Annotated in this window: 25 protein-coding genes; 12 read left to right on the top strand and 13 right to left on the bottom strand. The window is 40.8% G+C overall.

What is annotated here, in order from left to right; genetic code table 11:
* The first annotated feature begins 118 nt into the window (after positions 1-118).
* From FTV88_RS05705 to FTV88_RS05695, 3 genes are all read left to right on the top strand, one after another.
* On the top strand, positions 119-2,371 hold the full coding sequence (locus FTV88_RS05705) for a phage/plasmid primase, P4 family (protein ID WP_153724790.1): 2,253 nt from the start codon (positions 119-121) through the stop codon (positions 2,369-2,371).
* 315 nt (positions 2,372-2,686) lie between these two features.
* Complete coding sequence (locus tag FTV88_RS05700) at positions 2,687-2,923, top strand: hypothetical protein (protein ID WP_153724789.1); 237 nt, start codon at positions 2,687-2,689, stop codon at positions 2,921-2,923.
* Between the two features lie 19 nt (positions 2,924-2,942).
* Complete coding sequence (locus tag FTV88_RS05695) at positions 2,943-3,851, top strand: phage major capsid protein (protein WP_153724788.1); 909 nt, start codon at positions 2,943-2,945, stop codon at positions 3,849-3,851.
* Positions 3,852-3,985: 134 nt separating this feature from the next.
* On the opposite strand, the gene FTV88_RS05690 is transcribed toward FTV88_RS05695, so the two are convergent.
* Positions 3,986-4,654 (bottom strand): virulence protein, encoded by a 669-nt coding sequence (locus FTV88_RS05690; RefSeq protein WP_162007917.1) that lies wholly within the window; start codon positions 4,652-4,654, stop codon positions 3,986-3,988.
* 757 nt (positions 4,655-5,411) lie between these two features.
* Here FTV88_RS05690 and FTV88_RS05685 point away from each other — a divergent pair.
* From FTV88_RS05685 to FTV88_RS05665, 5 genes are all read left to right on the top strand, one after another.
* A complete protein-coding gene (locus FTV88_RS05685; protein WP_153724786.1) occupies positions 5,412-6,131 on the top strand; it encodes a hypothetical protein in 720 nt (239 codons plus the stop codon).
* A 15-nt stretch (positions 6,132-6,146) separates the two neighbouring features.
* Positions 6,147-6,386, top strand: a complete 240-nt coding sequence (locus tag FTV88_RS05680; protein WP_153724785.1) for a hypothetical protein — start codon at positions 6,147-6,149, stop codon at positions 6,384-6,386.
* 151 nt (positions 6,387-6,537) lie between these two features.
* Positions 6,538-7,014: a hypothetical protein gene (locus tag FTV88_RS05675; RefSeq protein WP_162007916.1), complete on the top strand. Its 477-nt coding sequence runs from the start codon at positions 6,538-6,540 to the stop codon at positions 7,012-7,014.
* Positions 7,015-7,533: 519 nt separating this feature from the next.
* Positions 7,534-7,791, top strand: a complete 258-nt coding sequence (locus FTV88_RS05670; protein WP_162007915.1) for a transposase — start codon at positions 7,534-7,536, stop codon at positions 7,789-7,791.
* Positions 7,788-8,585 carry an IS3 family transposase gene (locus FTV88_RS05665; RefSeq protein WP_368277584.1) on the top strand — a complete coding sequence of 266 codons (798 nt, stop codon included), beginning with the start codon at positions 7,788-7,790 and terminating at the stop codon, positions 8,583-8,585. Before FTV88_RS05670 ends, FTV88_RS05665 begins: the two co-directional genes overlap by 4 nt.
* Before the next feature lie 632 nt (positions 8,586-9,217).
* Here FTV88_RS05665 and FTV88_RS05660 read toward each other — a convergent pair.
* From FTV88_RS05660 to FTV88_RS05640, 5 genes are all read right to left on the bottom strand, one after another.
* On the bottom strand, positions 9,218-10,183 hold the full coding sequence (locus FTV88_RS05660; RefSeq protein ID WP_153724782.1) for a DUF3800 domain-containing protein: 966 nt from the start codon (positions 10,181-10,183) through the stop codon (positions 9,218-9,220).
* Positions 10,184-10,621: 438 nt separating this feature from the next.
* Positions 10,622-11,107, bottom strand: a complete 486-nt coding sequence (locus FTV88_RS15830; protein WP_279236991.1) for a recombinase zinc beta ribbon domain-containing protein — start codon at positions 11,105-11,107, stop codon at positions 10,622-10,624.
* Between the two features lie 319 nt (positions 11,108-11,426).
* A complete protein-coding gene (locus FTV88_RS05650; protein WP_153724781.1) occupies positions 11,427-11,588 on the bottom strand; it encodes a hypothetical protein in 162 nt (53 codons plus the stop codon).
* Between the two features lie 178 nt (positions 11,589-11,766).
* Positions 11,767-12,024, bottom strand: coding sequence for a hypothetical protein (locus tag FTV88_RS05645; RefSeq protein WP_153724780.1), 258 nt, complete (start codon positions 12,022-12,024; stop codon positions 11,767-11,769).
* A 35-nt stretch (positions 12,025-12,059) separates the two neighbouring features.
* Positions 12,060-12,350, bottom strand: coding sequence for an aspartyl protease family protein (locus tag FTV88_RS05640; protein ID WP_153724779.1), 291 nt, complete (start codon positions 12,348-12,350; stop codon positions 12,060-12,062).
* 313 nt (positions 12,351-12,663) lie between these two features.
* Here FTV88_RS05640 and FTV88_RS05635 point away from each other — a divergent pair, with 313 nt between their 5' ends.
* From FTV88_RS05635 to FTV88_RS05625, 3 genes are all read left to right on the top strand, one after another.
* A complete protein-coding gene (locus tag FTV88_RS05635) occupies positions 12,664-13,134 on the top strand; it encodes a DUF6431 domain-containing protein (protein ID WP_153724778.1) in 471 nt (156 codons plus the stop codon).
* Between the two features lie 121 nt (positions 13,135-13,255).
* The gene (locus FTV88_RS05630) at positions 13,256-14,821 is read left to right on the top strand and encodes a DDE-type integrase/transposase/recombinase (protein ID WP_207707922.1); all 1,566 of its coding nucleotides are present in this window, start codon (positions 13,256-13,258) and stop codon (positions 14,819-14,821) included.
* Positions 14,799-15,482: an ExeA family protein gene (locus FTV88_RS05625; protein WP_243137475.1), complete on the top strand. Its 684-nt coding sequence runs from the start codon at positions 14,799-14,801 to the stop codon at positions 15,480-15,482. The genes FTV88_RS05630 and FTV88_RS05625 overlap by 23 nt, the downstream gene beginning before the upstream one ends.
* A gap of 276 nt (positions 15,483-15,758) precedes the next feature.
* Here the strand turns inward: FTV88_RS05625 and FTV88_RS05620 are convergent, their stop codons facing one another.
* Together FTV88_RS05620 and FTV88_RS05615 are read right to left on the bottom strand one after the other, a co-directional pair.
* Positions 15,759-16,013 carry a hypothetical protein gene (locus FTV88_RS05620; protein WP_151618596.1) on the bottom strand — a complete coding sequence of 85 codons (255 nt, stop codon included), beginning with the start codon at positions 16,011-16,013 and terminating at the stop codon, positions 15,759-15,761.
* A 301-nt stretch (positions 16,014-16,314) separates the two neighbouring features.
* Positions 16,315-17,577: a recombinase family protein gene (locus FTV88_RS05615; protein ID WP_162007914.1), complete on the bottom strand. Its 1,263-nt coding sequence runs from the start codon at positions 17,575-17,577 to the stop codon at positions 16,315-16,317.
* Positions 17,578-18,091: 514 nt separating this feature from the next.
* Here FTV88_RS05615 and FTV88_RS05610 point away from each other — a divergent pair.
* Positions 18,092-19,039 carry a virulence RhuM family protein gene (locus FTV88_RS05610; RefSeq protein WP_153726529.1) on the top strand — a complete coding sequence of 316 codons (948 nt, stop codon included), beginning with the start codon at positions 18,092-18,094 and terminating at the stop codon, positions 19,037-19,039.
* Positions 19,040-19,616: 577 nt separating this feature from the next.
* Here the strand turns inward: FTV88_RS05610 and FTV88_RS05605 are convergent.
* From FTV88_RS05605 to FTV88_RS05585, 5 genes are all read right to left on the bottom strand, one after another.
* Positions 19,617-19,892 carry a hypothetical protein gene (locus FTV88_RS05605; RefSeq protein WP_153724776.1) on the bottom strand — a complete coding sequence of 92 codons (276 nt, stop codon included), beginning with the start codon at positions 19,890-19,892 and terminating at the stop codon, positions 19,617-19,619.
* A gap of 224 nt (positions 19,893-20,116) precedes the next feature.
* Entirely contained in the window at positions 20,117-23,752 is a 3,636-nt protein-coding gene (locus FTV88_RS05600) for a recombinase family protein (protein ID WP_162007913.1), read from the bottom strand.
* A 110-nt stretch (positions 23,753-23,862) separates the two neighbouring features.
* Positions 23,863-24,678, bottom strand: coding sequence for a recombinase zinc beta ribbon domain-containing protein (locus FTV88_RS15825; protein WP_368277583.1), 816 nt, complete (start codon positions 24,676-24,678; stop codon positions 23,863-23,865).
* 340 nt (positions 24,679-25,018) lie between these two features.
* Positions 25,019-25,822 (bottom strand): ImmA/IrrE family metallo-endopeptidase, encoded by an 804-nt coding sequence (locus FTV88_RS05590; RefSeq protein WP_153724773.1) that lies wholly within the window; start codon positions 25,820-25,822, stop codon positions 25,019-25,021.
* Positions 25,815-26,165 (bottom strand): helix-turn-helix domain-containing protein, encoded by a 351-nt coding sequence (locus tag FTV88_RS05585; RefSeq protein ID WP_153724772.1) that lies wholly within the window; start codon positions 26,163-26,165, stop codon positions 25,815-25,817. The genes FTV88_RS05590 and FTV88_RS05585 overlap by 8 nt, the downstream gene beginning before the upstream one ends.
* Positions 26,166-26,299 lie beyond the last annotated feature (134 nt).

Below are 26,299 nucleotides of genomic sequence, written 5' to 3'. Positions count from 1 at the left end.
AAATGATCAGGATTCTTATTGACACGAGCAAAAACAAATCTGTCTATGCAGGATTTTTCTGTAAGGATTGTGCAGATGAACTTTTGGATGAAGATTTCTAAAAAAGGAGGCGGCGGCTATGGAACAACTAAAACAGCAAAAGATCTGGGTATGTTGGCGATATGAAACAAAACATAGCCGCCGTACCAAAGTCTTATATAACACCAAAGGCTATAAAACCGGAACCAGTAAAAAGTATAATTTCCAGTGGGCAAGTTATGATGAGGCCACAGTTGCAGTAAAAGCTAATGGGTTTGATGGCATTGGTCTAGTACTCCCTAAAGGCATCGGTGGCATTGATCTCGATCATATTGATAGAAACAGTATTCTAGCAGAAGAAGTCCGAGAGCTGATGAATACTTATGAAGAACTCTCCCCCAGTTCTAAAGGCATTCACCATCTATTCAAAGTGGATGTTGAGAAGATTCCTTCTAACAAAGGAAAACTATCCAGCGATTACTACAGCAAAAACCCCCACAACGATATGGAAATATACATCGGTGGACTTACCAATCGATATCTTACCTTTACGGGTGAAACAATCAATGATGTGCCATTAGCTGATCGGACTGATGAAGTTCTTACCTTCCTCGATAAGTACATGAAAAAGGAACGCTTCAAAGAAGATTCTTGTGATCACTTCGACATTATCGTCACAGCTAGAAAAGCCAAAAATGGAGAAAAGTTCATTGCCCTCTTTGACAAGGGGGATATTTCCGGTTACGGAAGTCCATCAGAAGCAGACCAAGCTCTCTGCAACATTCTCTCCTTCTACACCGGCGGCAACGCTGATCAGATGGATAGCCTGTTTAGACAATCGAAGCTCTACAGGGAAAAATGGGAGCGGGAAGACTATCGAACTTCTACTATTGAAAATGCCATCAAAGGCTGTCATGGCAAGTTCTACATAGGCAGTAAAAGCAGACCGCCCTACATCTACTACGATGAGCGTTCCAAACGCATGAAGGTCAATTGCCCTCTACTGGCGAGACATATTCGGGAGAACCTTCACTACATCTTCGTTCGAGACAGTGCCAGAGGCGGTGTCTTACGCTATGTCTACGAGGATGGATGTTACAGACTTTATGCCGATGAAATGCTAAAAGGTATCATCAAAAATTATATTACCTCCTTTGATGAGAGCATCCTGCAAATGCGTGATGTGAATGAAGTCTTTGGACAAATCACCACCGATCTGAAATTCAAAACCAGCGAGGAGCTGAATGCCGATGAGGATATCATCAATTTCCAAAATGGCATTCTAAGACTTTCTGATATGAAGTTGCTTCCTCATAGTCCAGAGGTTATGAGTACCATCCAGATCCCTTGCAATTGGCTGGGGAGTGCTAAACCCACACCGGTCTTTGATAAATTCATGAATGATTTAACCAGTGGCGATAAGGCGGTTGAAAATCTGCTCCTTGAATTTATGGGAGTGTGCCTATCTAATGTGAAAGGTCACCGGATGAAGAAGTCTCTCTTCATGGTCGGTAAAGGAGATACAGGGAAATCCCAGCTAAAGAGTCTGACAGAAAGATTACTCGGTAATGGAAACTTCATCGGAATTGATCTCAAAGAGATTGAGTCCCGGTTTGGCACTGGAAATCTTTATAATAAGCGCCTTGCTGGAAGCTCCGATATGAGCTTCTTAACAGTTGGTGAACTTCGCATCTTTAAACAATGTACCGGTGGAGATAGCATCTTCGCAGAATTCAAAGGTCAAAATGGATTTGAATTCATCTACAAAGGACTCTTCTGGTTTTGTATGAATCGTCTGCCTAAGTTTGGCGGAGATGATGGTCAGTGGGTCTATGATCGGATCATGCAAGTCAACTGCAACAATGTGATACCAAAGGAAAAGCAGGATAAGTTCCTGCTGGACAAAATGTATGCTGAGCGCGATGGCATTGTCCATAAGGCTATTATGGCGCTCACTCAGGTCATTAAGAATGGCTACACTTTTACAGAACCACAGTGTGTAGAGAAGGCAAGAGAAGTTTATATGGCTGAAAACAATACAGTGATTGCCTTTTTTACAGAATGTATGGAAGAAAGACCCCTTGGCAAAATCAAAGACAGCTGTACTACCGGTAGAGTCTTTGATGTGTATAAGGCTTGGTGCATGGATAACAATCATGGCTATGCAAAGACCGCTAAAGAGTTCCGAACAGAACTGGCTGATTATCTGGGGACCACTTTCTCGGATATGACCGTTCGCCGGGGAAAAGGCGGTACTTTTTACCATAGATATACCTTAACTGATGAAGCAAAGAGCAGGTATCAAAGAGCCTATGGCTACGATGAGTTTCCTCTTCTTGCATCAAATCAGTGACAGTAGTGACAGTTAGGTGACAGTAAAAATCCACAACTGTCACCTTGATAAACCCAGTAATAACAATGGTTTCAGAATGGTTGGTGACAGTAGTGACAGTTTTTATAACTTCTATAGAGAACAAGCAAAAATGAATAAATACCCGAGAGGATTATATAAGAGTGTGAAGATAAACCTGCGTTTACTGTCACTACTGTCACTAAAGTCCTTATAAGCCTTGATACATAAGGCTTTCATCAGGTGACAGTGCACAAAAATAACTGTCACCGTACTGTCACTACTGTCACCAAATTTTTATGAATGGGAGGTGAAAACATGGCAAGAGAAAACGAATTACCAGAACCTCTAAGAAAAAGTCTGGACTTGGAGAACTTTGAAGTGATCCGCATTATCCCAAAGGATGATTTGCATCCTGTGGTGGTGATGAGAGATAAAAGAGCAGAGAGCAAAGGTCACTGGTGCATTCAGCACCGAGGCTCCGGCTACTACTTCCAGACATTAAAAGAAGCCACCGATTACTTGATAACCCGTAACTGGATCAAAGCATCTTAAAATTTAGGAGGAGTAAATCATGGCAAACCAAAGTATGTACAACAAAGCATTTTGGAACACTATGAGAATTCAGCATGAAGTCTATCCGGAAATGAGCAATATGGCAGATAGCACTGGTAGCTATCCAGCTCCCTATGAGTTTCTAAGCAGCTACACACCAGCACTGGAAAAAGAAAACCTCTTCAGAAGAATCGGAACGGTCATTAAAACCACATCACCAGAAGGCAAGATTCATGCAGCTACCTCAACCGGAAAAGCTGAATGGGTTGGTGAAGCGGTTGCTATACCAGAAAGCTCCGATACCATCAGCCAGTTCACCGTCGATTCTCATAAACTAGCGAGCCTTGCAAAATTAAAACATACCTTCGTTACAGATAATAAATTCGATATCGAAAAATATCTCAAGAATGAATTTGCTCGTAGATTTGGTAGGGAAGAAGAAAACGCACTTATTAACGGAGATGGTAATGATGCACCGGTAGGAATTCTTCACCCAACCGCTGGTGCTGAAGTAGGTATCACAACAGCTACAGATGCCATCACCTATGATGAAATCATCAAACTGTACTTCTCCCTCGATAAGCATTACAGAAAAAATGCTGTATGGGTTGTGAACGATGAGACAGCACTGTATCTCAGAACCTTAAAAGACGCAAGCGGTAATTATATATGGAATCATACTGACAATACCATCCTTGGAAAGCCAGTAGAATACTCGCCATATATGCCAGAGATCGAGAGCGGCAAAAAACCTATCGCTTTTGGAGATTTCAGCTATCTTTGGCTCATTGAGCGTCAACCCCTTTCCATAAAAGTCTTGAAGGAGAAATACATCCTTGAAGGACAAATCGGTTATGCAGCTTACGAAAGGCTGGATGCAAAACTGATCGTACCGGAAGCTGTCAAGCTCCTTCAGGTGGCAGAGTAACCGCCCTAAGAGGGGGAGTCTTCGACCTTGAACAAGAAGGGCCGAGCGTCACGCAAAAAACCGCAGTTTCAAAAAAGGTATTTAAAAAGGAAGATAGCCACTAAACCAGCTATCTTCCTTACCCTTCGTTCTGATCAGTTTTCGTTATTCGGTTTGCCATTCTTAAATGCTGAGTTACCAGTGAGATTTCGAAGGAAAAACTTTCTCAGTGCCTTGTACTCACTTCCAATGAATCCGAGCCTTAAAAGAAAACATCTAAAATCATATTTCTCATTTTCACTTTTCTTTGGTGTTGAAGCCACGCGGTTTCTTTCGATTGCCATTTTGCATAAGGCTTCTGTAAATTGCGTGTAGTGTTTGACTTCATCCCCGTCTTCAGTTCTCGGGAACCATGGGAATCGCACCTTCACATCATTTTCGATAATTCTCAAATCCATGGTGCCGATTGCCTTGGCGATTAGTTCTCCTTTGGCATTGACGATCTTGTGGAGATTCTCCAGTGCTTTTTCGGTGAACATCTCTCTTGGCATGGATACCTCGATGCCGTCAAAGGCATTCTCGCCATAGTTTGTTGGAAGAAAGCCTTGGGCTTCCAGCACCGTTACCATATGTTGAACTTCTGCCGGTGTCATGCCGTCATTGATGATTACAGCCCCTTCTCGGTCAACCACTAGGTCTCCAATCTCATAGGCGCATGTTGGTACGCTCTTATATTTTGCCACTGTTCCCAGCACTTCGCTGATTGCCTGTACCAGCTCCTTTCTTCGCTGCCCTTTTAGTTCATAGGTAATTTTAACCCCCATTTTCATCATCCTTTCGCTTTCGTTTACACTATATATCACTCTATATTGCGAAAACATCAAGTCTTTTTTTGCGCATTTTAAGGGTTAAAAACAGCTTTGAAATCAAGGTTTTTACCAGCAATTATTTAGCGAAAACCTATAACTATTACACATAATAAAAATAGCCACATAACCCGTAAACCCTTTTATATCAAGGCTTACAAAGCTATGTGGCGCTTATTTGCGATTTCTAGGGGTACCCCCCCTATTGAATTATGCGATTTTTCACGTGCGGCCCGGGCGCGGTCACGATTTTGAGAAGCTGTGGAGATTTGACCACCCCTGGGGTATCATCGTTATCACGCTAGTGGATGATGAAGGATAATTGTCTATGCTGTCTTTTATGAGAGTATTTTCTAAAAATTTTACGAAATTGTAGATGTCATTGTGTTGATTGGGTGTTATATGATAAATTGCGGAAAGAGCGTTGTTAAAGTTTTGCCATTCAATTATTTTAGATTCTATTAGTGCTTTTTCAATTGCTATAAGATAATGATGCGTTGATGGCAACACCTGACCCCATAAATCTTTTGTTATCAAATAAAAGAACATACGCCGCAAAATGGTGAGTCATGCTATCTTGCTAGGGAATAGTGACACTAATGTCGAAACAAGGACATATATTATAGCATAATTTTACATTTATTATAATTCTTTATTTTACAAAATTGCAGGAGTAGTATATTTCTATATTTTGTTAAATAAGGAGGCGTTTTGCATGAAAAAATATCAGCGCAGTATTTCTTTACTCTTAATTGCTCTATTATGTTTCTCTACCGTTACCCCTGCTTTTGCTAATGAGGACTTTGAAGAAGATTTTAATCCCGACTTTTGGGATGAAGAATTGGTAGAATGGGGGTTTGAATATGATAGCTTAGAAGAAGTGCCATCAGAATTATTTGAACCAGGCTATTATACTGAAGATGAAATAATCTATATTCCAGAGGAATATTTAGATCCGTTTCATCCAGATACAATTGATACTACATTTAACCCTTATGGCGAGCCCAAAGAAGGAGAGTTTCAAACGTTTGCAATTGGTGCGGCTGCGGGAATCTACTTTATACCTGGTATAGGACAAGTAGCTATTACAGTTACGGGAGCCGTTGTAATCGGTGGAGCCACTATTGCGGCAGGTTCATGGCTTTACAATCAAGTTAGTGCGTACTTTAGTAAAAAAGCAGCTGAAAAAGCAGCTGATAGCATTCCTAATAGCTTGAAAAAGTCACGCATGAAAGTAGATTTATCGAAGTTCAAAGACAAAAATGGTAATACACCAGAAAATAAAACAAGTGGAACATTCACGAATGGTAAATGGACGATTACGAAAGATAATTCTGGTCATTTAGGATATAATGGTAACAAAAAGGCTTGGAAAATAGGAAATCCAAACAGAAAAGCTTCTCTAGACAGGTATGGAAATATTATTGATAAATAGAAGGGAGAACTTCTCGTGAAAAACATTAGTTTTTTCGATTGGAAGATTAATCTTGAAGAGAATTTATCTGCCGTAGTTGATAATACCACAAAAAAATTGGTGATTATGGATGGATCTATTGAGTTAAATGCTGTAATTTGGATTGATTCGAGTAATCTTATTCAAATTAAGCCTACTTGGGATTGCGTAATTACGATTGATGACAAAAATAAAGCTATATCCATTCGTCATGCAGATTATTTAAGAAATAATTAAATGCTTAAGCACGAGGCTGTTATGTTATTACAGCCTCGCTTTTTTATGTTCAGCGTCATCAGTGTTCGGCTAAGCAAGTAAATTCCAATGGAAGGATATAAATTCCAGTTAGGATTTTTGATTTCTTTGTCGAATAACCTAAAAAAGAAGGTTGTTATGCGGAGGAATCAAGATACTAGAGTTACCACGTGAAGAGCAAGCTATAGAAAAAAGATTGACAGAACTTTTCCCCAAAGAGTGGTTATTGAAAACAGCGGAAGAAGTAGGCTTCTTAAAGAGAGATCGTAAGGTTGATCCGGTTGTTTTCTTCTGGGCTTTAGTTTTAGGCTTTGGAGTAGGCGTTCAAAGAACGATGGCTGAATTGAGACGGACCTACAAATCAATGGCAGGTCATACGATTGCACCATCTTCTTTCCATGACCGCTTTAAGCCTGAGTTAATAGAATTTCTAAAGCGTTGCATTGAACGTGCTACTTCTGAAGTTATGATAGATGCTACCTTAGAATTATCGAAAAAGCTTGGAAGCTTTGTTGATGTCCTGACAATTGGTAGCACCATACTCCAGCTTCACGACAGCCTCGCTGATAAGTGCCCCCCCTGTGTTAGGTTAGCTGCCGTAGGGACCTAAAAGACTATAATTAAGAAAATAGTACTTTTAGGAGGACACCACCATGTCAGGTCAACGAGGCCAGAAGTACAGCCCAGTGGAATCAATATATCATAAAGTGCACTGTAATTCTTTTTTAGGTAGCATAGCTTCACCCATTTTCTAAATGTTTTCTGTCTCTATAAAACCATTTTTACTTCAACAACTAAATAAGCGTACGAAAAAAGGAAGAGTTTCCTCTCCCTTTAATCATGAAGGTAATATTGAGACTTTTTCAGCAGTCTCCTAAATTAGCATCTTCTTAGTAAAACTTTCCTATTCCTCAAACACTTCCTCTTTAACGATAATACGAAGGTCAATATCAGAATATAAGTCTGTAGCTTGGTTTCCTATTAAGCCCCCTAATCAGAATTGAGACATGTCCCTAAATGAGATACAATGAAAACAACGAAAGGGGACATGGACATGGATATGACACGCAAAAGTTACCCTCAAGATTTTAAGGAACAATTAGTCTAGGAAGTCAAAGAATGCGGCAACATGACCGCAGTGGCCCGACGTCATGGAATCAATAAATCAACACTGAATAATTGGATGAGAAATTCACAACACAAGGCTTGGAAAGAGACAAGCCCTGCTTCAAAAAAGATGTCCACATACGTTCCTTCTCCCCAAGAGTTCAAAGAACTGGAGAATGAGAATAGTCAACTAAATAAACTACTGGATGAAAAAGACTTAGAAGTGGCTATTCTTAAAGACCTTCTAAAAAAGCGGGGCCCCGGCTTTCCGAGAAGATAGAGATAGCCAACAAGTGGATTGGCCGGGGCTATCCTGTAGTCACAGTACTTCGCATTGTTGGCGTCCAAGAAGGAACCTACTACCTGTGGAAAAAGCGTCAGAGTCAATCTCAGCAAACTGAAAATAAAATCTTAAAAAAAGATAAGGGCGGACGACCCATTCCTGGTTATTCATTAACCAATGACGGCAAACCAGTAAGCGATGACCAAATCAAAGAATGGCTGATGGAGCTCATAGCCGGCGAAGAGAGCACTTACGGATATAGAAAACTAGCAATATGTTTACGCCGTAATCACAATTTGGTTATCAACAACAAAAAAGTTTATCGCCTGTGCGCAGAATTGAACATCTTAAATCCACAGCGAAAGCTAAAAGTTAAATACCCTCGTAGAATAGCAATCAATCGAGAAGTGACTGCCTCTGATCAGCTTTGGGAGACAGAGATCAAATACGGATATATTGCCGAAGAAAACAGGTTTCTCTACCTACTCTCTATCATTGACGTTTACGATCGTACACTTGTTGATTATCACATTGGTCTATCTTGCGAGGGACGCCTATTAACAGAAAGTGCAGTAAAAGCCTGTTTTACATGGTATTTTTCAGTTTCGTTAAATATCTTTAAACACCAAACAAACACCAAAAATGAAGTAAACCCCACAAAAACCCGCTGTTTTCGGGCATTGTGGGGTATCAGTGTTTATGTTTTCAAACAAGATATGCACGGGATTGGGCAGTCCTTTGAGCATGCGAATATGTTCAAGTGCCCCCTTGATGATCCAAGGATAAAATAACTATATCTAGTATCAAGCTTTGTTTTTGGTACTAGATATAGTGCTGATCTGGCCCTTTTTTGCCCGGAATATGGTTGTGCATGAGTATGCTGTATAGATCAAAAAAGCCCACCACCAGTTAAGGTGATGAGCTTCGTTAGAGGAACACCGATTTGGTTTTTTCACCCCACCATACCAACCCCTCTCTTTGTTTGGTTTAGGAAAGCATGTTTTTTGCTAAACTAAACTTAAGAGCATAGAAGGGGTTTTTGAATTGGAAGGCTTCAACTTTTTCAAAGGTTTACTTGTTGGTACGCTGATCAGCGTGCCTTTATGGGCATTGATCGTATTCTTCTTTTATCTGGTGATTTCAAGATAAATCTAGCCTTGACATTTCCCCAGAGTTGCTATAAGGTCTAGTCAGAAGATATGTATCAAATGTTTGTCGCCACTCGATATGCGACTAATAAATGGTCGAGTTCAGATGATCTAAAACCAAGGGAAACTTACTGCCTCTACATGCAGTGCTGGGGTGTAATATATGAATTGCGGTGTAAGCTTCGGCTTGCACTTAAGGGGACTAGATGCGTCTAGTCCTCTTTTAACTTTCATCATTTCCTGCTCACACCCCTTTTTCTTCGTAACATGTCAACCTAAATACGTAAAAAGTTGTTTCTACCTAAACCATCTATCTGGTCTATATACCCTAGCAACAGTCTAAGTTGACGATTGGAGTAATTCATTTCTTTTCTTAATTCGGTTGTACTTATGCCTGGATTGGAAGCTAATATCCTCTGTAGTTTTGTAGTCTCTTCTATATCAAATGATGTTTTATAGACCATAAACGGAGATAAATAATCTGAGATGTTTATCTGAGTTAGTTCTTCATTCCCAGTCCATTTAAACAATCGAATTTTTTCTTGAAAGCGGAGGATGTTTTCCTGCTCAGACAACACCCTGTAAATTAAGTCGGCTTTTACAATTGATGCGGTTGAGTTTTGCGTGTAACCTTTTTCAAGTAAAAACACGACAATCCCCATAAAAGTATCAATAATTTGAAGTGGGATGGATTTATTGGAATCTTGTGAAATCACTTTATTAACTCTGTAGTTTTTATTACGATATGCCGAGTGAGCATTCATCTGTTCGATCAATTTATTATTTAAATCTAAGTTATCGTACTCATCATTACAGTCTATTTTAATTTTTACATTGACCGCTTCACCTTTGGGTATATTTGAGAACAAATCCCTTATGATACCATAGAATAGTCTCTCAGGTATCTTAATGTAAAATAAGCTTCTTAATTCTTTGGGCGATAAACCAATATTTGAAGCAGCCTTAAGTGCATCGTTGTTGTTAACGATTAGAATGTTGATTCGAATGTCTTCCTGTAATACAGAATGCAAAACCTGAAAATATTTTTTTACGCTATTGTCACTTTTGTACGCTGTAAAATGCAGCTCACTTTTTGAATTATTTTCTTTGTATATTCGGGCTACCTTTTTTACTAAGTTCGCCAGCGATCTATCATAGTCTCCAAAAGCGCCATAGTAAGAATAATCTTTATTAGATTGATCTATTTTATTGCTCTCATCAAAATATATTAGATAGTTCATAAGAACCCCCTGTTATATTTTTTAACCTTTCTGTTGACAATAGGATATAGAAGCTATAAGATATTTGTACAGCAACTAAATTAAAGACAGTGTTTCTTTCCCCGCTGCCGATATTGCAGGGCTGGAAACATTTGTACGAAAAAGATGGCTTTTCCCCGCTACCGTTATTGCAGGCTGAGCCATCTTTTTTTTCCTACTTTTAATTATACTAAACTTGTACATGAATTCTACCTTTTTAGACAAATACGTAATATTTTTCTACAACTAAAAAACCACCAAATCAGGTACATTAAAACCGACTCGGTGGGGTGCTATTTCTTCTTCGTGCGCCTCTCTATCTCATTTTTTTACCTAGTCCGATAATTTGCCATCGGTTCAATCACCTGATTTATCGAACCTCATCTTAGTTTTAAGGTGGGGTTTTTTAAGGTCACCTTTTTACAATGTAACTACTGAGCCTTGAATCTCCTTTTCCGATAACCTTTTATCTGCTATGGCCTGCTCTGCATCTGCGATAACTTCATCCCTATTGTTGCGCATTTCACGGAGAAGCTCTGTGAAACAATCTTCTAAATCAATCTCCCAAACGTACCTTCCATTGCAACCTTTAAAGTCTGGGTCTCTCCCTACCGGTACTCGACATTGCCAGGCTGAGAAAAGATACTTCTCGCCATTTGTTTGGGATGTTAGTCTGCGTCTGACCACAGGCCTGCCGCAATGGCCGCAGAAAAGTTTATTGGAAAAAGAGGCTTTTCCACTATAGTTCATTCGATACTTGCCATCGGGATCTTTGCGCATGTTATATCGGCGTTTGATCTCCTGTTGAACGGCTTGGAATTCTTCTTCCGATATAATGGCCGGGTGGTGGTCCTTAATGTAGTATTGTGGCAAGATATCTCGGTTGGGGACGCGCTTGTGGTTCAGGAAGTCTATGGTGACTGACTTCTGGCAGAGTACGGCGCCCCATGATCCGATTTAGATAAAAAACCTAGGTATAGTATCGGGCTGGATTTCAAGCTACTAGATGTAGTGTTGATCTGGCCTTTTTTCCAAGAAAAATAATTTTGCATGAATATGCTTCGTAGATAAAAAAATAAAAGCCCACCACCGGTTAAGGTGATGAGCTTCTTTAGAGTTACTTAATTTTGATTTTTTGGGGCGCAAAAGAGCCTCCCTGAAAACGAAAAGACCCACCCTGGTCCTCATGACCTTAGTGGGTTCAGTTCACGCAAGATATCTTAGGTTAGGTATCTTGCCTGTTTTTTGCATTTTTCATTTTTTCGATAAGCTTTTTCGTTTCCATTTCTTGCTTATCAGATATTTTTGAAGGAGCAACATACACACCATCGTCCACTGCACTTTCCAGTTTGAGTATCTCATCCCGAGAAAGTTTTTTGGGTTTCATACGATCACTCCCTCAAACCAAGTACAGACCAACCTTTTCGACGCCTCTGTTTCTAAAACCATTTTAAGCCCTATACGGATAAGTACAAAACTCCAGTAATTCTGTAGTCCATCATTTTTTTCATCAGCTTGATCACTGGCTTAGTCACCAACTTGATCACTAATATAGAGGTTCTAGGTTAAACGGTTTCCATTTCCTTTTCGTTCATGGCTTCCAAGAAATCATCTACTGACTTAACTAATGTAGGTGATTTTAAAGCCCGTTGTGTTCGTTTGAATGTTGCTAAATCTCTTGAGCCATAAACACCGATACTTATTTTTGGATTTTCCCTTTTAATTCGTTGCAGGGCTTGTTTTGCTTCTTCGCTTGTAGGCAATTCAAGAATAACTTTTGCCTTTGTATCACGGTGCGTAGAACAAATGTAAATTTTGCTCATCAGAGACACCTTTCCCATTAAATTTGCTTTTCTACTTAGCGATACATCTCTAGTTTTTTAAGATCTATGATAAAGCCAGCATCTAGTAAAACATCAAGCCCTAATAAGCCATCGATACCTTCGTAATCCATTCCACTAAAGTCCAGCTTATAATCTTTTAACTGCAAAGAGCCTATATGAATTGAGTCAACTTGCTTCGTATATGCATGCTCTTTACCACCAATGCCGTAGTATGTGACAATATGATCTCCGCTTTCTACTCGTAAATCGATATCATCGACTGCATTTTGAGAAATAAGTGTTTTAGCGGCTCCTGTTGTTAGCACTCATTTTACATGACGGTAAAATGAGTGCTTTTTCTTGTCTACCCTGTCGGGTTATGGGAAAATGGATGTCATGTGAACAACTTAATTGATATGTCAATCAATTTGGTCTAGGCCGAAAGAGAAATTAAATAGAAAGCAAAAAGCCGTTGAAACGCCTAAGGTCTGCCAACCACGTTTCAACGGCTGCTACAAGAGCAATATGATCGTACTAGAAAAAATAGCATCTGTCCAGACTTATTTAGAAATTTTCAGCGAGAGCTGTCCAGCAGAACATCGCCCGACCTGTTGTTTAAAATGTCAATGGCAAGGAATCTTGCATAAGCACGGTCGTTTTCATCGCACCCTTTACACGATAGAAGCGGTATATCAGCTCTGGATTTATCGTTTTCGTTGTCCCCAATGCAAAAAAACAGCGGGGTTGCTACCTTGTTTTATGCTGCCTCATCAGACAGCTGGACTGGATATCCAAGAAAAGGCCATCGAACAAGAAAGCGAAGGTCAAAGTCAAGAAAAGATTGCAGATACAACAATCGCCGGTACCAGTTCTTACAGTGTAAAAACGGTGAGACGTTGGCTTACCCACTGGAAAAAGTGGGAAAAACAATGGGGAAATGATACCAGAGCACTTCTATTACAACGATATCCTTTCCTAGACCTGCCCATCGGAGCAAAAAAACCGCGAACAAACCTAGGGTGGCTACTCTGTTTATGGCAAGAGTGCCTGCAAAAAGACAAAAGATTGAGTGGCGGTTTACTGCAGTGGATTCAAAGCCAAAAAAAATAAGACTTGGTTTGAGCGCCCTATAAATCCCACAAAACCTGTCCGTCGAAAAAAATCTACCTTTACGCGAAAATGAGGGGAGACGGAAAATCCGTCAAAAACCGACAGACGGAGGGAAAGTTTAGTGGAAGATTTTCATGCAGAGCAAGTCGCGGCTTTTCGCTACAGCCTCATTGCCCCGATTGTTTCACGACAAACAGCCATGCCAGTGGGGGAACAAACACAAATACTGAAAGAAATTGCGGCACAAAGTTACACCATTCCTGGAAGTGACAAGTGTCGAATTGGCGTGCGCACGCTAGAACGATACATTGCGGCCTATCGTCAATTGGGTTGGGAAGGTCTAAAGCCAAAGAGTCGTCCCAAAGCCTACAACGCTATCGCTTCAGACATTGTAGATAAAGCAATTGCATTGCGCAAAGAACGCCCTGAACGGTCTGTAGCCCAAATTATTTACCTGTTAGAAAAAGGTGGCATTACAGAACCAGGCACAGTAGCTGCAAGCACACTGGCAAGGTATCTTACACGTTCGGGTGTCTCGCGCGAAAAAATATCGATACCGCAAGAGCATCGGCGTTTTGAAGCCGAAGATGTCCACCAGCTCTGGCAGGCAGACTTTCAACATACGCTTTATATCCCCGATCCCAATGACAGCAAAAAGCGCCGTAAAGCCATCCTTTTTGTCATCCTTGATGATCGCAGTCGTTACATTGTACATAGCCAGTTTTACTTCGATGAAAAGTTACCTCGGATGGAAGATAGCCTTAAAAAAGCTATTCTAAAGCATGGATTGCCCGAGAAATTTTATGTTGATAACGGAGCCGTCTTCTCGTCTCATCATCTTGCACGGATCTGTGGACGTCTTGCGATTCAATTAATTCACAGTCGCCCGTACCGTCCCCAGGGGCGTGGTAAAGTTGAGAAGTTCTTCCAATTTGTTGATAGTAGCTTCAAGCCTGAAGCATACGGTGCTATTGAAGCGGGCCAGCTTCGGACCTTAGATGATCTGAATAAAGCCTGGTATGCCTGGCTCGACGGCTACTATCATTTACGTCGACACGGTGCCACTAAAATGTCGCCTCAAGAACGATTAAAGCAAATAAAGCGAACACCTCGACGAATTAGTCCTGTTGACTTGACGGAAGTCTTTCTGTGGCAAGAACAAAGAAAGGTCGATAAAACCTCTTGTGTCCATGTTTTTGGCAATATCTATACTGTTGACTCGGAGCTCTGTGGAGAAAAGGTCATCCTTCGATTTGATCCTTTTGACCTCTCTATGATCCAGGTTTGGCTTGATGGAGAGCGAAAAAACAATGCCAAACCCTTGGTTCTAGAAAGTTCCTACCACAAAGGAGTACGTACCGATCCTTCTAGAACATCGGGTGGTTCTAAAAAAGAGAGCCCATCTTTAGAGAAAAGTTCTTCATCGGGTATCGATTTCTTTCAAGTGGCCGAAACGGAGCGCCGGCAACAATGGAACGATATCGGTTTTACTGTAGCAAAGCCAGTGACTGCAAGAGGTGAGAACAATGATGGAAGTACAAACTCTGCAAGGAACCGTAGACCCCTTTTCTCGAGAGCTATCTTCGAACAAACTCTTCCAATCTGCTGCTCACCGAGAAGGCTTTGCTCGTCTTCAACTTATGGTGGAGCGTCGTATTTTGGGTGTGCTAACAGGAGAGGTAGGTAGTGGTAAGTCTACTTTGATTCGACAACTGGTAGATAGTTTAGACACAATGCGCTTTTCTGTATCCTATCTCTGTCAAGCTGATATGAAACCTCGTGACTTCTACGAATCGATGCTTCGACACCTTGGGGAAGAAGTCCCTTTTGGTGTAACCAAAGCAAAGCGTCGCTTTCAAGAAAGACTGGCCCAAGTTGCCCGCGACAAAGAACTGGTCGTGATCATCGACGAAGCCCAAGACGTAACGCCAGCCATGCTGCTAGAATTGCGATATATTTTGAACAGCAGTATGGATGCTCGCTCTCTATTATCTTTGATACTGGTCGGACAGCCGGAACTGCGAATTACCTTGCGGAAAAATCGCTACGATGCCATTGCGCAACGAGTCAGTCTTCAATATCACCTTAATGGCTTCAATGAAGAGGAAACATCTTCTTATATTCGTCACCAAATGGAGATTGCCCAAAGAACAACGCCTCTGTTTGCAACTGGAGCGATTCGACAGATATATGCCTCCACTCGAGGCATTCCTCGAATGATTAATCACATTTGCACATTGGCACTCTTTGATGCCGAACGGACGCAAACCGATATTGTGGAAGAAAGTCAGATTGGTCGTATCTTAGCAGATATGGCACGTCAACGAGGTGTTCAGGGCATTGGTTGAACAATACAAATCCCGCCAGGTCTTTTTTGGCTTGGCGGGATATTCACATTATTCACAATATCCACATTGAATGGCGGTTCCGTAAAAATGAGTGTCGCTTCACCTCTCATGCAGGTGGCAGGTAGGCGTTATGTTTTTCACGATATTGTCAGTGAGAAGGGTTCCGACAAATTAGGTGAGAAGCAACATCCTGTATCGATAACCATATTATCAATTACTTTAGACCTACCTTGATAAACAAGCTTTATTGACACAAACAATAAACCGTCACGATACTTAATCTGCATAACTTACTTTTCCTCTCAAGCCAATGGCGCCACGAACCTTTAGGACAATTTCCTCATGGCTGGTGTGATACACGAGATATTCGCCTTTTGACTGTAATAATTCACGAGTTGCATTGGCATCTGGAACCATACCGACTACAGCCATGTCCTCTATGATTTCCTGCGTACCTTCTAACCGAGACTTCAATACTTGTAATTTTACAAATTGATTGGGATACAATGAACGCACTTCTTGCCACTTCAACGCTCTCACCTCAATTAATTTAAGTTGCCTCAAGCTTGATGTATAGTGTATATTCCTTTGGTTATTTTTTCTTTGGAAAACATCTGAAATCCTTCTGTTTGAGAGTTTTTTCTGAAGTTGCCTCCCTCTTGGCATATTAAAACAGTGTTTCTTTCCCCGCTACCATTCTTACAGGACCGAGTCATCTTAATTTTTCTCTGACACATCGCGTACCTAATAACCTTAATACTATTATACAGAAAAAAACCACCAAGTAGCCATCTAAACCCTAGAGGCTAACTCGGTGGTTTTTTCAATCCCCTCACTTCCTATTCCTATCCTTACTTTTCGGCATCTTCTGCTCAGCGCCATAGGCCGTCCATTTTATCCCCAAGCTAAGGTCGTAAACAATGCGGCCGTCTGCGTAGACTTCCCCACGTTTGATAAGTCGCCGGAATATATCATCTCGGAATTTTGACTTCTTTGTGATTCTTTGGAGTTGACTTAACTCTGCCAATAGCCAATCTAGCTCCTTTTGCATGTCTTTCGCTTTTTCTATTCTTTCGTTATACCCTTCTAGCTCTTTTTCAAGGGCGATGATTTTGTCTGTCCTTTCCTGTATCTCTGGGCTTTGGGTATCAATAACGCCTAGTTCTTCAACGATATTGTAGAGCTCATTGTAATGTTCTTTTTTGTCATGGTGCAGATTGTCCATGTGTTTTTGCTCTTCTTCATTGAGGTCCATTTCTTTTATGGCTCCCTTTGCTTCAATGGATAGCTGTGGGTTTTCTTTCATTTCCTTTAGCATAGTCATAAAGGTTTGTTTTAGTATCTCTTCTCGGTAACTTTTTACTTCACACTTTATCGTAAATACGTCTCCTGACGCTGCGGCACATCTCCAGTAATGGTACTTCTTTCGTTTACCATCTATCATTTTTGAACTCGAAAAGTTGTGCCACATTAGGCTTCCACAGTGAGCGCAGTAAAGAACATTAAAGAATTCACTTTTATGCCTCGTTTCTTTTTTCTCATGATTTCTTCGTCGTTCCATCTCCTGCTGAACCGCTTCATATACTTCCTGTTCAATGATGGGTGTATGATGATTTTCGATAATGTATTGCGGCAGTTCTCCTTCATTTCTTTTACGCTTTGATGAAAGGTAATCAGTAACGAAGGTTTTTTGAAATGTGACATGGCCCACATTTTTCTCTGAACGCAAAATATCCTTTATGGTTGTCGCGTTCCATGCTTTCTTGCCACCGGGGCTCAATATGTCATCTTCTGTTAAACCTTTGGCGATCGCTCTATAGCTTTGGCCCTTTAGGTATTCATCGATAATCCTTCTAATCACTTTCGCCTGTTCTTCGTTGATAATCCAGTTCCCATTCTCATCAGAGTCGAATCCATAAAAGAGATAGCCCGGTACTTTCACGATCCCTCGCTCGGCTAACTTTCTGAAGCCCCATTTTACGTTCTCTGAAATATTTCTAGCTTCTTCTTGAGCCAAGGTGCTTAATATGGTTAGCATTATTTCACTTTTTTCATCTTCTGTGTTGATGCTCTCTTTTTCAAAAAAGATATGCACGGGGTTGGGGAGTCCTTTGAGCATGCGAATATGTTCAAGTGCCCCCTTGATGATCCAAGGATAAAATCACTATATCTAGTATCAAGATTTGCTCCAAGACACTATATGTAGTGCTGATCTTGCCCTTTTTTGCCCGGAATATGGTTGTGCATGAGTATGCTTTATAGATCAAAAAAAAGCCCACCACCAGTTAAGGTGATGAGCTTTGTGACGAGTTTCTTCCTATTACATATTTAATAGCTTATGTCTATCCAGCCTAACTTTAACTCTAACTTTAGTCTATTCTATTATCTTTGCTAATTAAGAACGAATAGTTCGGACCACCATAATCAAATTTAAGCCGTATTATTCATTCCACCATGCAGGAACATGGCAAAAAGTGTCAAACTAATTATCTAACAAATTTATGTTTTGCTTAAAAACTATTGTAAATATTACGATTAAATACGGGAAGGAGTTCAATAGAGTGACTGATTCTCATGAGATTATATTTTACACCACCTCGGAAGGTGATATGAAGGTTGAGGTTTTATTTAGGGATGAAACGCTTTGGCTTTCTCAAAAACGTATGGCAGAAATCTTTGGTGTTGATCGCAGCGTTATAACTAAACACCTAAGTAATATCTTTGCCGAAGGTGAACTTGACAAGAATTCAGTATGTGCAAAATTTGCACATACTGCAGAAGACGGCAAAACTTATAAAACTCAATTTTATCATCTCGATGCCATTATAGCAGTAGGATACCGTGTAAACTCTTATCAAGCTACTAGGTTTCGTATTTGGGCTACGGAAATATTACGTGAATATATTACTAAAGGTTTTGCTTTAGATGACAGAAGGCTAAAGCAAGGCCAGCATTGGGGTAAAGATTATTTTGAAGAATTATTGGAACGCATCAGGGAAATACGTGCTTCTGAAAGAAGATTTTATCAAAAAATTACAGATATTTACGCTCAATGTTCTATTGATTACGATCCTAATGCTTCAATAACAAAAGACTTTTACGCCACTGTACAAAATAAACTTCATTGGGCTATTACTGGTCATACCGCAGCAGAGATTATAAATTCACGCGCAGATAGTAGTCAGCCAAACATGGGGTTAACCACATGGAAAAATGCACCAGAAGGCAAGATTCTAAAATCCGATGTGGGTGTTGCAAAGAATTATTTAAGAGAAGATGAGTTAAAACAACTTAATAGAATAGTTACAATGTACTTAGACTATGCTGAACTGCAAGCAGAGCGTCAAGTCCCAATGAACATGGTAGATTGGATCAAGCGTCTTGATGCATTCCTACAATTTAATGATTATGAGATATTAAATAATGCGGGAAAAGTTTCAGCAAAAGTTGCTAAAGAACTAGCAGAAGCAGAGTATGAAAAATTCAGGATTGTTCAGGACCGCAAATTTGAAAGCGACTTTGACCGTGAAGTTAAGCGAATCAATAAAAAGCATTAGCAAATTTCTATTGATTTACCAGGGTTGTTCAACTAGGAGAACCCACCATAGACCGTAGTGGATTCTGTTCACGGTTTGAATTTTTCTGACCACTTGAAACGATTTGGCTTTTTCACCTCACCATACCAACCCCTCTCTTTGTTTGGTTTAGGAAAGCATGTTTTTTGCCAAACTAAACGTAAGAGCATAGAAGGGGTTTTTGAATTGGAAGGCTTCAAATTTTTTAAGGGCTTACTTGTTGGTACTCTGATCAGCGTACCTTTATGGGCGATGATCGTATTCTTCGTTTATCTGGTGTTTTCACCATAAATCCAGCCTTGACATTTCCCCAGAGTTGCTATAAGGTCTAGTCAAAAGATATGTATCAACTGCTTGTCGCTACTCTCGACATGCGGCTAATACGTGGTCGAGTTCAAATGAGCCCGAGGAACAAAAACTCGTATGAGTTTTTAGCGAGAAGGTGCCTGCACCATCTCGTATTTTTGTTTTAAAGACCATTTCGTTCTGGAGCATGCGCTTTTCCAAGGGCGGTCAAAATGTGGTTAATTAACTATCGCAATTCATATTCCTATTAAATTCAATCCCTTTCAACCAAAGCCTCTAAGTACATATCTCCCTTTCTCTTCACCCTGGTGATCTTGTATCTGCCGGTGTCGCAAACCAAAACCATGTTCTCCTTAACTTCAAGTCCAGGTATTTGCCGGATCTGAAAAGCTGTTCTCGTCTCTTCTGTTAATGCGCACTGTTCTTCTCGATACGCCCCCATGCTCGCTACAATGTGATCGGTTACTCCCTGGCCGCTTTTGAGCAATTCAATCACATCGATGAATGTTTTCACTCTTCCAGTACTCATCTGAAACACTCCCTTCCTATTTAAATAAAAAGAAAAACCCTGTGCTGACTTTTACATCGGCACAGGGTTTTGTACAGGTTCTTGAGTGAGACTTGGTTTCAGTTGTTTTCTTTCCTTCTCTCTGGCCATCACCATTTTCCCCCTCCCCAACCCATTCATTTTGGCAGTAAGAGTATTGCTCTAAAGCAGACTTATATCAAGGGAAATCTGAGGGAGTCCTCGTGCTAAAAATTAACCCTTCCCTCATCCCCAACCCCTTCCACAGAATAATAAATCATCATTGCGCGGTTGCGCTTTTCCGGGAACTTCCTCTTCATCCTGCCTTGCTCTAAAAGAACGTTCAACACCGTTTCTCTAAAATGCGATTCTGATATAGACAGCATTCCATTCATAAACTTAAAGAGCTCTGAAAAAGGCTTTGGCTCTTGGCAAAACTCTAAAAGTGCTTTAACTTCTGGCCCTTTTAAGAAGGCTTCTTTCTTCGCCCTGCGCTCGGCTGCTTTTTGCTCTGAGATGAGTTTCTTGTAATCTCCATTCTTAAAATCAATCGACCACTCAAGACCCAGCTTGAGCTTATAGACCATCTTGCCATCGGTGAAGATTTTTCCACTCTCCACAATCCTGGCGAAGATGTCCTCGCGAAAAGGAACTTCTTGGTCTTTCCGGAGTACCTCGAGGCTTTCAATGGCTTTGTCGTCTATCTTTCGTAGCTGTTTCCAAAGCCAATTGAGCTCTTGCTTGTATTGTTGTGCTTGCCGTTTTCGCTCTGAATAGCTCTTGAGCTCATTATGTAGCTTTACGAGTTCCTCTGTTAGTTCATCGACTTTTTGAGAGTCTTGTCCGTCTTTATTGAGTTCTTCATTCACAGCCTCGTAAAGCTGCTGGTTAAAAAACTCGATTCTTTCCTGAAGCTCTTCCTCTAAACACAGTTCCTCTTGATTCAAATCGGTCATTTTTATCAGCTCATCCATTGCCTTCTTAAATGCCTTGTCCCTCTTGATAGAAAGCAGCGTTTTCATGAAGTTAAGCTCTATAAACTTTTGCTGAAATCTTCCCGCCTTACACCGGTTGGCCACATAAAGCTTATTAGCCAAGTTGCAGATCCAACTGTGCATTTCGTAGGTCTTTTCAACATACCGTCTATGGCCGATCAAGCTCCCGCAGTCACCACAGGTAAAGGCATTCACAAAAGCGGGATTTTTAAGGTTTTCTTTCGGATATTTCTTTCGATTTCTATTCTTGAACTTCTCTGACCGCTCTTCCAGTATGGATTGGACTTTTTCCCAATCGCTACTGGAAACAATCGCTTCATGGTGGTCTTCAATAAAGTACTGAGGAAACTCCCCGTTGTTAGGGACAATTTTTGCTTCTATGCTATCGGCTGTATAGGTTCGTTGGTAAACATAATTGCCTCGATAGGCTTCGTTTTCTAATATTGCTTTGATTCTCGATGTGTACCATTTCGCTTTCCCTTTGGGGCTTTTGATGCCTTCTTCGGTCAATTCTTTGACAATCTGGTTATAACTTTTTCCGTCCAAGGTATCTTGATAAATTCTCTTCACGATCTTGGCTTCTTCCTCGTCAATGCCCCACCTTTTGTTCTTGTCAAACTTGTAGCCGAAACAGAGGGTTCCCGTTTTTACAATTCCTCGCGCTGCATACTTTCTTTTTCCCCAGGCAATTGACTCGCCTAAACCAATGCTTTCTTCTTGCGCGATGCTACCAAAAATAGAGATCATCATTTCACTGGTGGGGTCTTTGGTATGAATGTTCTCTTTTTCAAAATAAACATACACAGGGTGCTGTAAAGAGCGTAGCATTCTGACCATTTCTAAACAATCAAGCGTATTTCTGCTAAATCTTGAAATGGATTTGGTAAGAATCAAATCGATGTTCCCGGCTTTGCATTCTTCTAACAGCTTCAACAATTCTGTCCTGTTTTTCAGAGACTTCCCGGAGATTCCTTCGTCTGCAAAAATGCCGGCGAATTCGTAGGTTGGATCTTTTAGAATCAGATAGGTGTAATAGGCGACCTGGGTTTTTAAGCTTGTCTTCTGATCTAGTTGATCTGTTGATACCCTGCAATAGGCGGCCGTGCGTAGTCTGGGCTTGCCTAGTGCTTGAAAGGGATTCATAAGCTCTACATTTTTCGCTGACTGAATCGCCTTCATGCTAAGAGCGCTTTGACTCGGCTCGATCTTAATAACCTCTCTGTTTGTATCCACAGATACGTCTACCTCCTTGGGAAGGGTTATGCTTTCCTTGGAAATCATTTTTTCATGTTCTTTTACCAGCTTCGGTCTTAGCTCCGCCTTGCCATAGGGCGTGCAGTCGCCGATCATGGTTTGCTGATCATCAACCCAATAGACTCGATAATCATCGGTAGAGTAGATTGTCATTTCAATTACCCAAGATCGCAAATGTTCGATCGTAACCTTTTCCAGCCATTCATCGACGCTGTTGATTTTTTGCAACCATTCAATCGTTGCGTTACGATACTTTCGATCGTCTTCCAGTTTGGCCGCTTTTTCTTCGAAGGCAAAGTAGGCTTGTTCCATTGGGTCGATGTCTTGATGATGATCTAGCAATATCTGCTCCTGCTTGGCGAGCTCTATTTCTGTAATATATTTAAGCCGGAGAAATTCAAAGTGATCATCTTGATTGATCCGCTCTATCTCCTTGGCCAGTCTTTGGAGCAGGCCAGGCTGTTGAAAATCATACTTCTTTTGCATGGCCTTTAGCATCATCTTGCGTAAGGCCTCTTCTTTTAGGGATTTGAAGTGGCATACACCTGCATCGCTGGGGTCGCATTTCCAATAGTTCACGCCTCTTGTTGGATAGTTTGAAAGCCTATAACCGCAATGACCGCACTTCATCCTTCCTGATAAAGCTTTTTTATTTTTTGGCTTCGCCGCTATCTCTTTCGGTTTTATTTCTTCCAGTCGCTTCTGGGCTAGATCGAAAACTTCTGGGCTGATAATGGGCTGGTGGCAGTTTTCAATGAGAATTTGGTCTCTTGCTCCTTTGCTTGTTTTGTTGGTAAAGATATCTTTGGTTCTTACACGCGTGAGCTTGTTTCCTGTATAGGTCACATTGGTCAGTATGTTTTTAACAGTGCTTCCTCTCCATAAATCCTTGCCGGCAGACGTTTTTACGCCTTCTTGGATCAACTGGCGTGCAATTTCGGAAAGGGAGAGTCCCTTTATAAACATGTTGAAAATGCTTCTAACAGCTTCTGCTTCTTTCTCATTGATTTGAAGGTGCGATTCTTCATTGCTTTTAACGACATCGTAACCGAGCATGCGTGAGTACTTGGGTTTTCCTTGCATGAACTGTTTTTCAAATCCCCACCTCGTTAGCTCAGACATGCTCTCGATTTCTTTTTGGGCCAAAGCGGAATAGGTGCTAAGTAGGAATTTATTGTATTCAATGGATGTGTCGATGTTTTCCCTTTCGAAGAAGATGCCAATGTTCCACTCTTTAAGTTCTTTCACAATTTTTAAAAGCTCTTCTGTGTTTCTCGAAAACCTCGATACGTTTTTGGTCAGTATAAAGTCAATTTTTCCTTCTTCACAATGGCGCAAGAGTCGTTGAAAGCCTCTTCTGTTTTTGTAGTTGGCGGCGCTGGCACCGGCGTCAAAATAGATGCCGACAAACTTCCAGTTTGCTTTGTTTTTTATAAAAAGGGTGTAGTGATCGATCTGGTTCTTTAATGAAGTAATGGCCTCATCTTTGCTGCTCACCCGGCAATAAGCGGCCACTTTGATGCCCTGTCTTTCGCTTTCCAGTGCGCTTTGCTTGATTTCATGGATAGGCTCCCAAAGGGTTTGTATCCACATTCTCTTTTCGTTTTGGTCCAATAAAAAAAATCTCCTTTCTACTTGAGCGACAGCTTTGAGGCATGTCATTAGTCGCTCATTTCTAGAGAAAATGCAAGTCTTTCTCTAGTTTGAAAGGAGATTTTTATTGGTTATCTGCCTACTGGTTTTTTGCGGACAATGCCGCATTTGAATTCAAAGGTGACTTTTTTGTCTCTATCGAGAATACCTCGCTCTACTGTTTTGATGAAGATTTCATCGCTAAATCGTTTAGGTAGCTGGTCAAGGTATTCTAAAAGTACCTCCAAGTGTTTCTGGAAGTATAAGCTTCCCTCTTTTTTATCTTTGAGCGCATCATATTCTTGTTTGAGGATTTCTTGCTCGAAAATCAGGTGCCGTAAGGTGGCATCGTAAAGGGCGTCTGCACTGCCCATTTCTCTCGAGGCTAGGTCGCTAATTCTATTTGTTACCGCTTCAAGTTGTTTTTCAAGCTCTTCAAATCTTGCTTGCTCCTTTTCCGATAACCTTTTATCTGCTATGGCCTGCTCTGCATCTGCTATAACTTCATCCCTATTGTTGCGCATTTCACGTAGAAGCTCTGTGAAACAATCTTCCAAATCAACCTCCCAAACGTACCTTCCATTGCAACCTTTAAAGTCTGGGTCTCTCCCTACGGGTACTCGACATTGCCAGGCTGAGAAAAGATACTTCTCGCCATTTGTTTGGGATGTTAGTCTGCGTCTGACCACAGGCCTGCCGCAATGGCCGCAGAAAAGTTTATTGGAAAAAGGGGCTTTTCCGCTATAGTTCATTCGATACTTGCCATCGGGATCTTTGCGCATGTTGTATCTGCGTTTGATCTCCTGTTGAACAGCCTGGAATTCTTCTTCCGATATAATGGCCGGGTGGTGGTCCTTAATGTAGTATTGAGGCAAAATATCTCGGTTGGGGACGCGCTTGTGGTTCAGGAAGTCTATGGTGACTGACTTCTGGCAGAGTACGGCGCCCCATGATCCGATTTAGATAAAAAATCTAGATATAGTATCGGGCTGGGATTTGGGTTGCTAGATGTACTGGTAGTCTAGCGTTCTCTTCGTTAAACGATTACTTTTATCAATATGCTTCGTAGATAAAAAATAAAAGCCCACCACCGGTTAAGGTGATGAGCTTCGTTGAAGGAATTTCGTTTTGATATTTTGGGGATACCTTCCCTTATATCCGACTAAGCCTGCGAGGCTCAGAGGTGTCTTCAAAAATGGTCATTGGACCTCAAATAGTTATTCAATCTTTGAATTCTTTGCTTCGCATCTATGTTCCTATCTTTGCAAAAATGCTGTCATCTTCTACAGCTTTTTCCTCTGATAGCCCGCCTATATCTTCTACGTCTAAATCTACATAACTTAAAGCAGCCTGCAGGCTTTTGCGTGGGATCAGTTTTTCGTTGTAGTTTGAAATGACCCATTCCAGATACTCAGCGGGGACTTTCTTCGCTTCTGTTGACCTGCACAAGTCAGCATTACCATTAATGGCTTTGAGTAGCTTCGTGGCAGTATGCTCACCTTTTTCATTTTTTAGATACTGCACCTGGCTTTCGCTTAGTTTTCCTAAGGATTTTAACCGAATCAAAGCCATGTCATAACTAACATTAAAGGCGGTCTGTATCCGGGCTATATCTAGGCCATTCCACTTATCACTGCTCTTATCATTCAACTCTTGCCTAATGAATTTGTCCACTTTTTCCCTAGGCATCATTAGCGAAGCGGCAAAATAATTGGCCTCAACCTCGTATTCATCTCTATCGGTGAAATCGTCATCTTTGATAAGGGTCAAGCCTTGTTCCGACAAATGTAACTTTTGGTGTCCCAGCTCATGAGCAATAGAAAAAATTTCTCTTGACAGTATCAATGATGAGTTTGAAAAAACAATTCGCTCACCCTCTTTGATCATAGCAAAACCCAAAAATTCATCTTTGCCAATAGGGTATCTAATAACCTGATACCCTGATTTTTCAGCTGCTTCAAAGATATTTTGAAAGCCATATCCTGTTACTTTGCATTCAGCTCTAACAGTATCAGCTATTTTTTCAATTGCAAGTTGTCGATTTTTATTCATCGCCATCTACCTGCCTTACACTCTTATATAGCTTTCGATGGGCATAGAAAGTATCAATCATTTCATCGAGAAATTGAAATTTATCACCTTTCTCAGAAGCGCCATTATCTCTAAACATCGGTTCTTTTTGAGCCTCATTATTTACTGCTGAAGTTATCTGATCTGGAGAAACTTCTAAGATCTGAGCAATCGTTATAATACTGGCATAAGAGATGTCTACCAAGCCTTTCTCAATCCTGGCATACTTTTGTCTTGTACAGTTCATTCTTTCAGCAACTTGCTCTTGTGTGAGTCCCTTGGATTCACGCAAAGATCTTATTCTTGCTCCTAAAACCGAGTTCATCTCTCCACTCCCCTTTAAGTAAAGTATATCTTCTTGATATGAAAAACTCAAGGATTATGTTACGTTTTTGTAACTTTTCTTAATAGTTTTTCCGCTTAAAAAGGTATTTAACCGCAATCCTTGTTACATTATTA

This window comes from Heliorestis convoluta (genome assembly GCF_009649955.1).
Lineage (GTDB): Bacteria > Bacillota > Desulfitobacteriia > Heliobacteriales > Heliobacteriaceae > Heliorestis > Heliorestis convoluta.
This window is presented reverse-complemented; position numbering and strand designations above follow the sequence as displayed.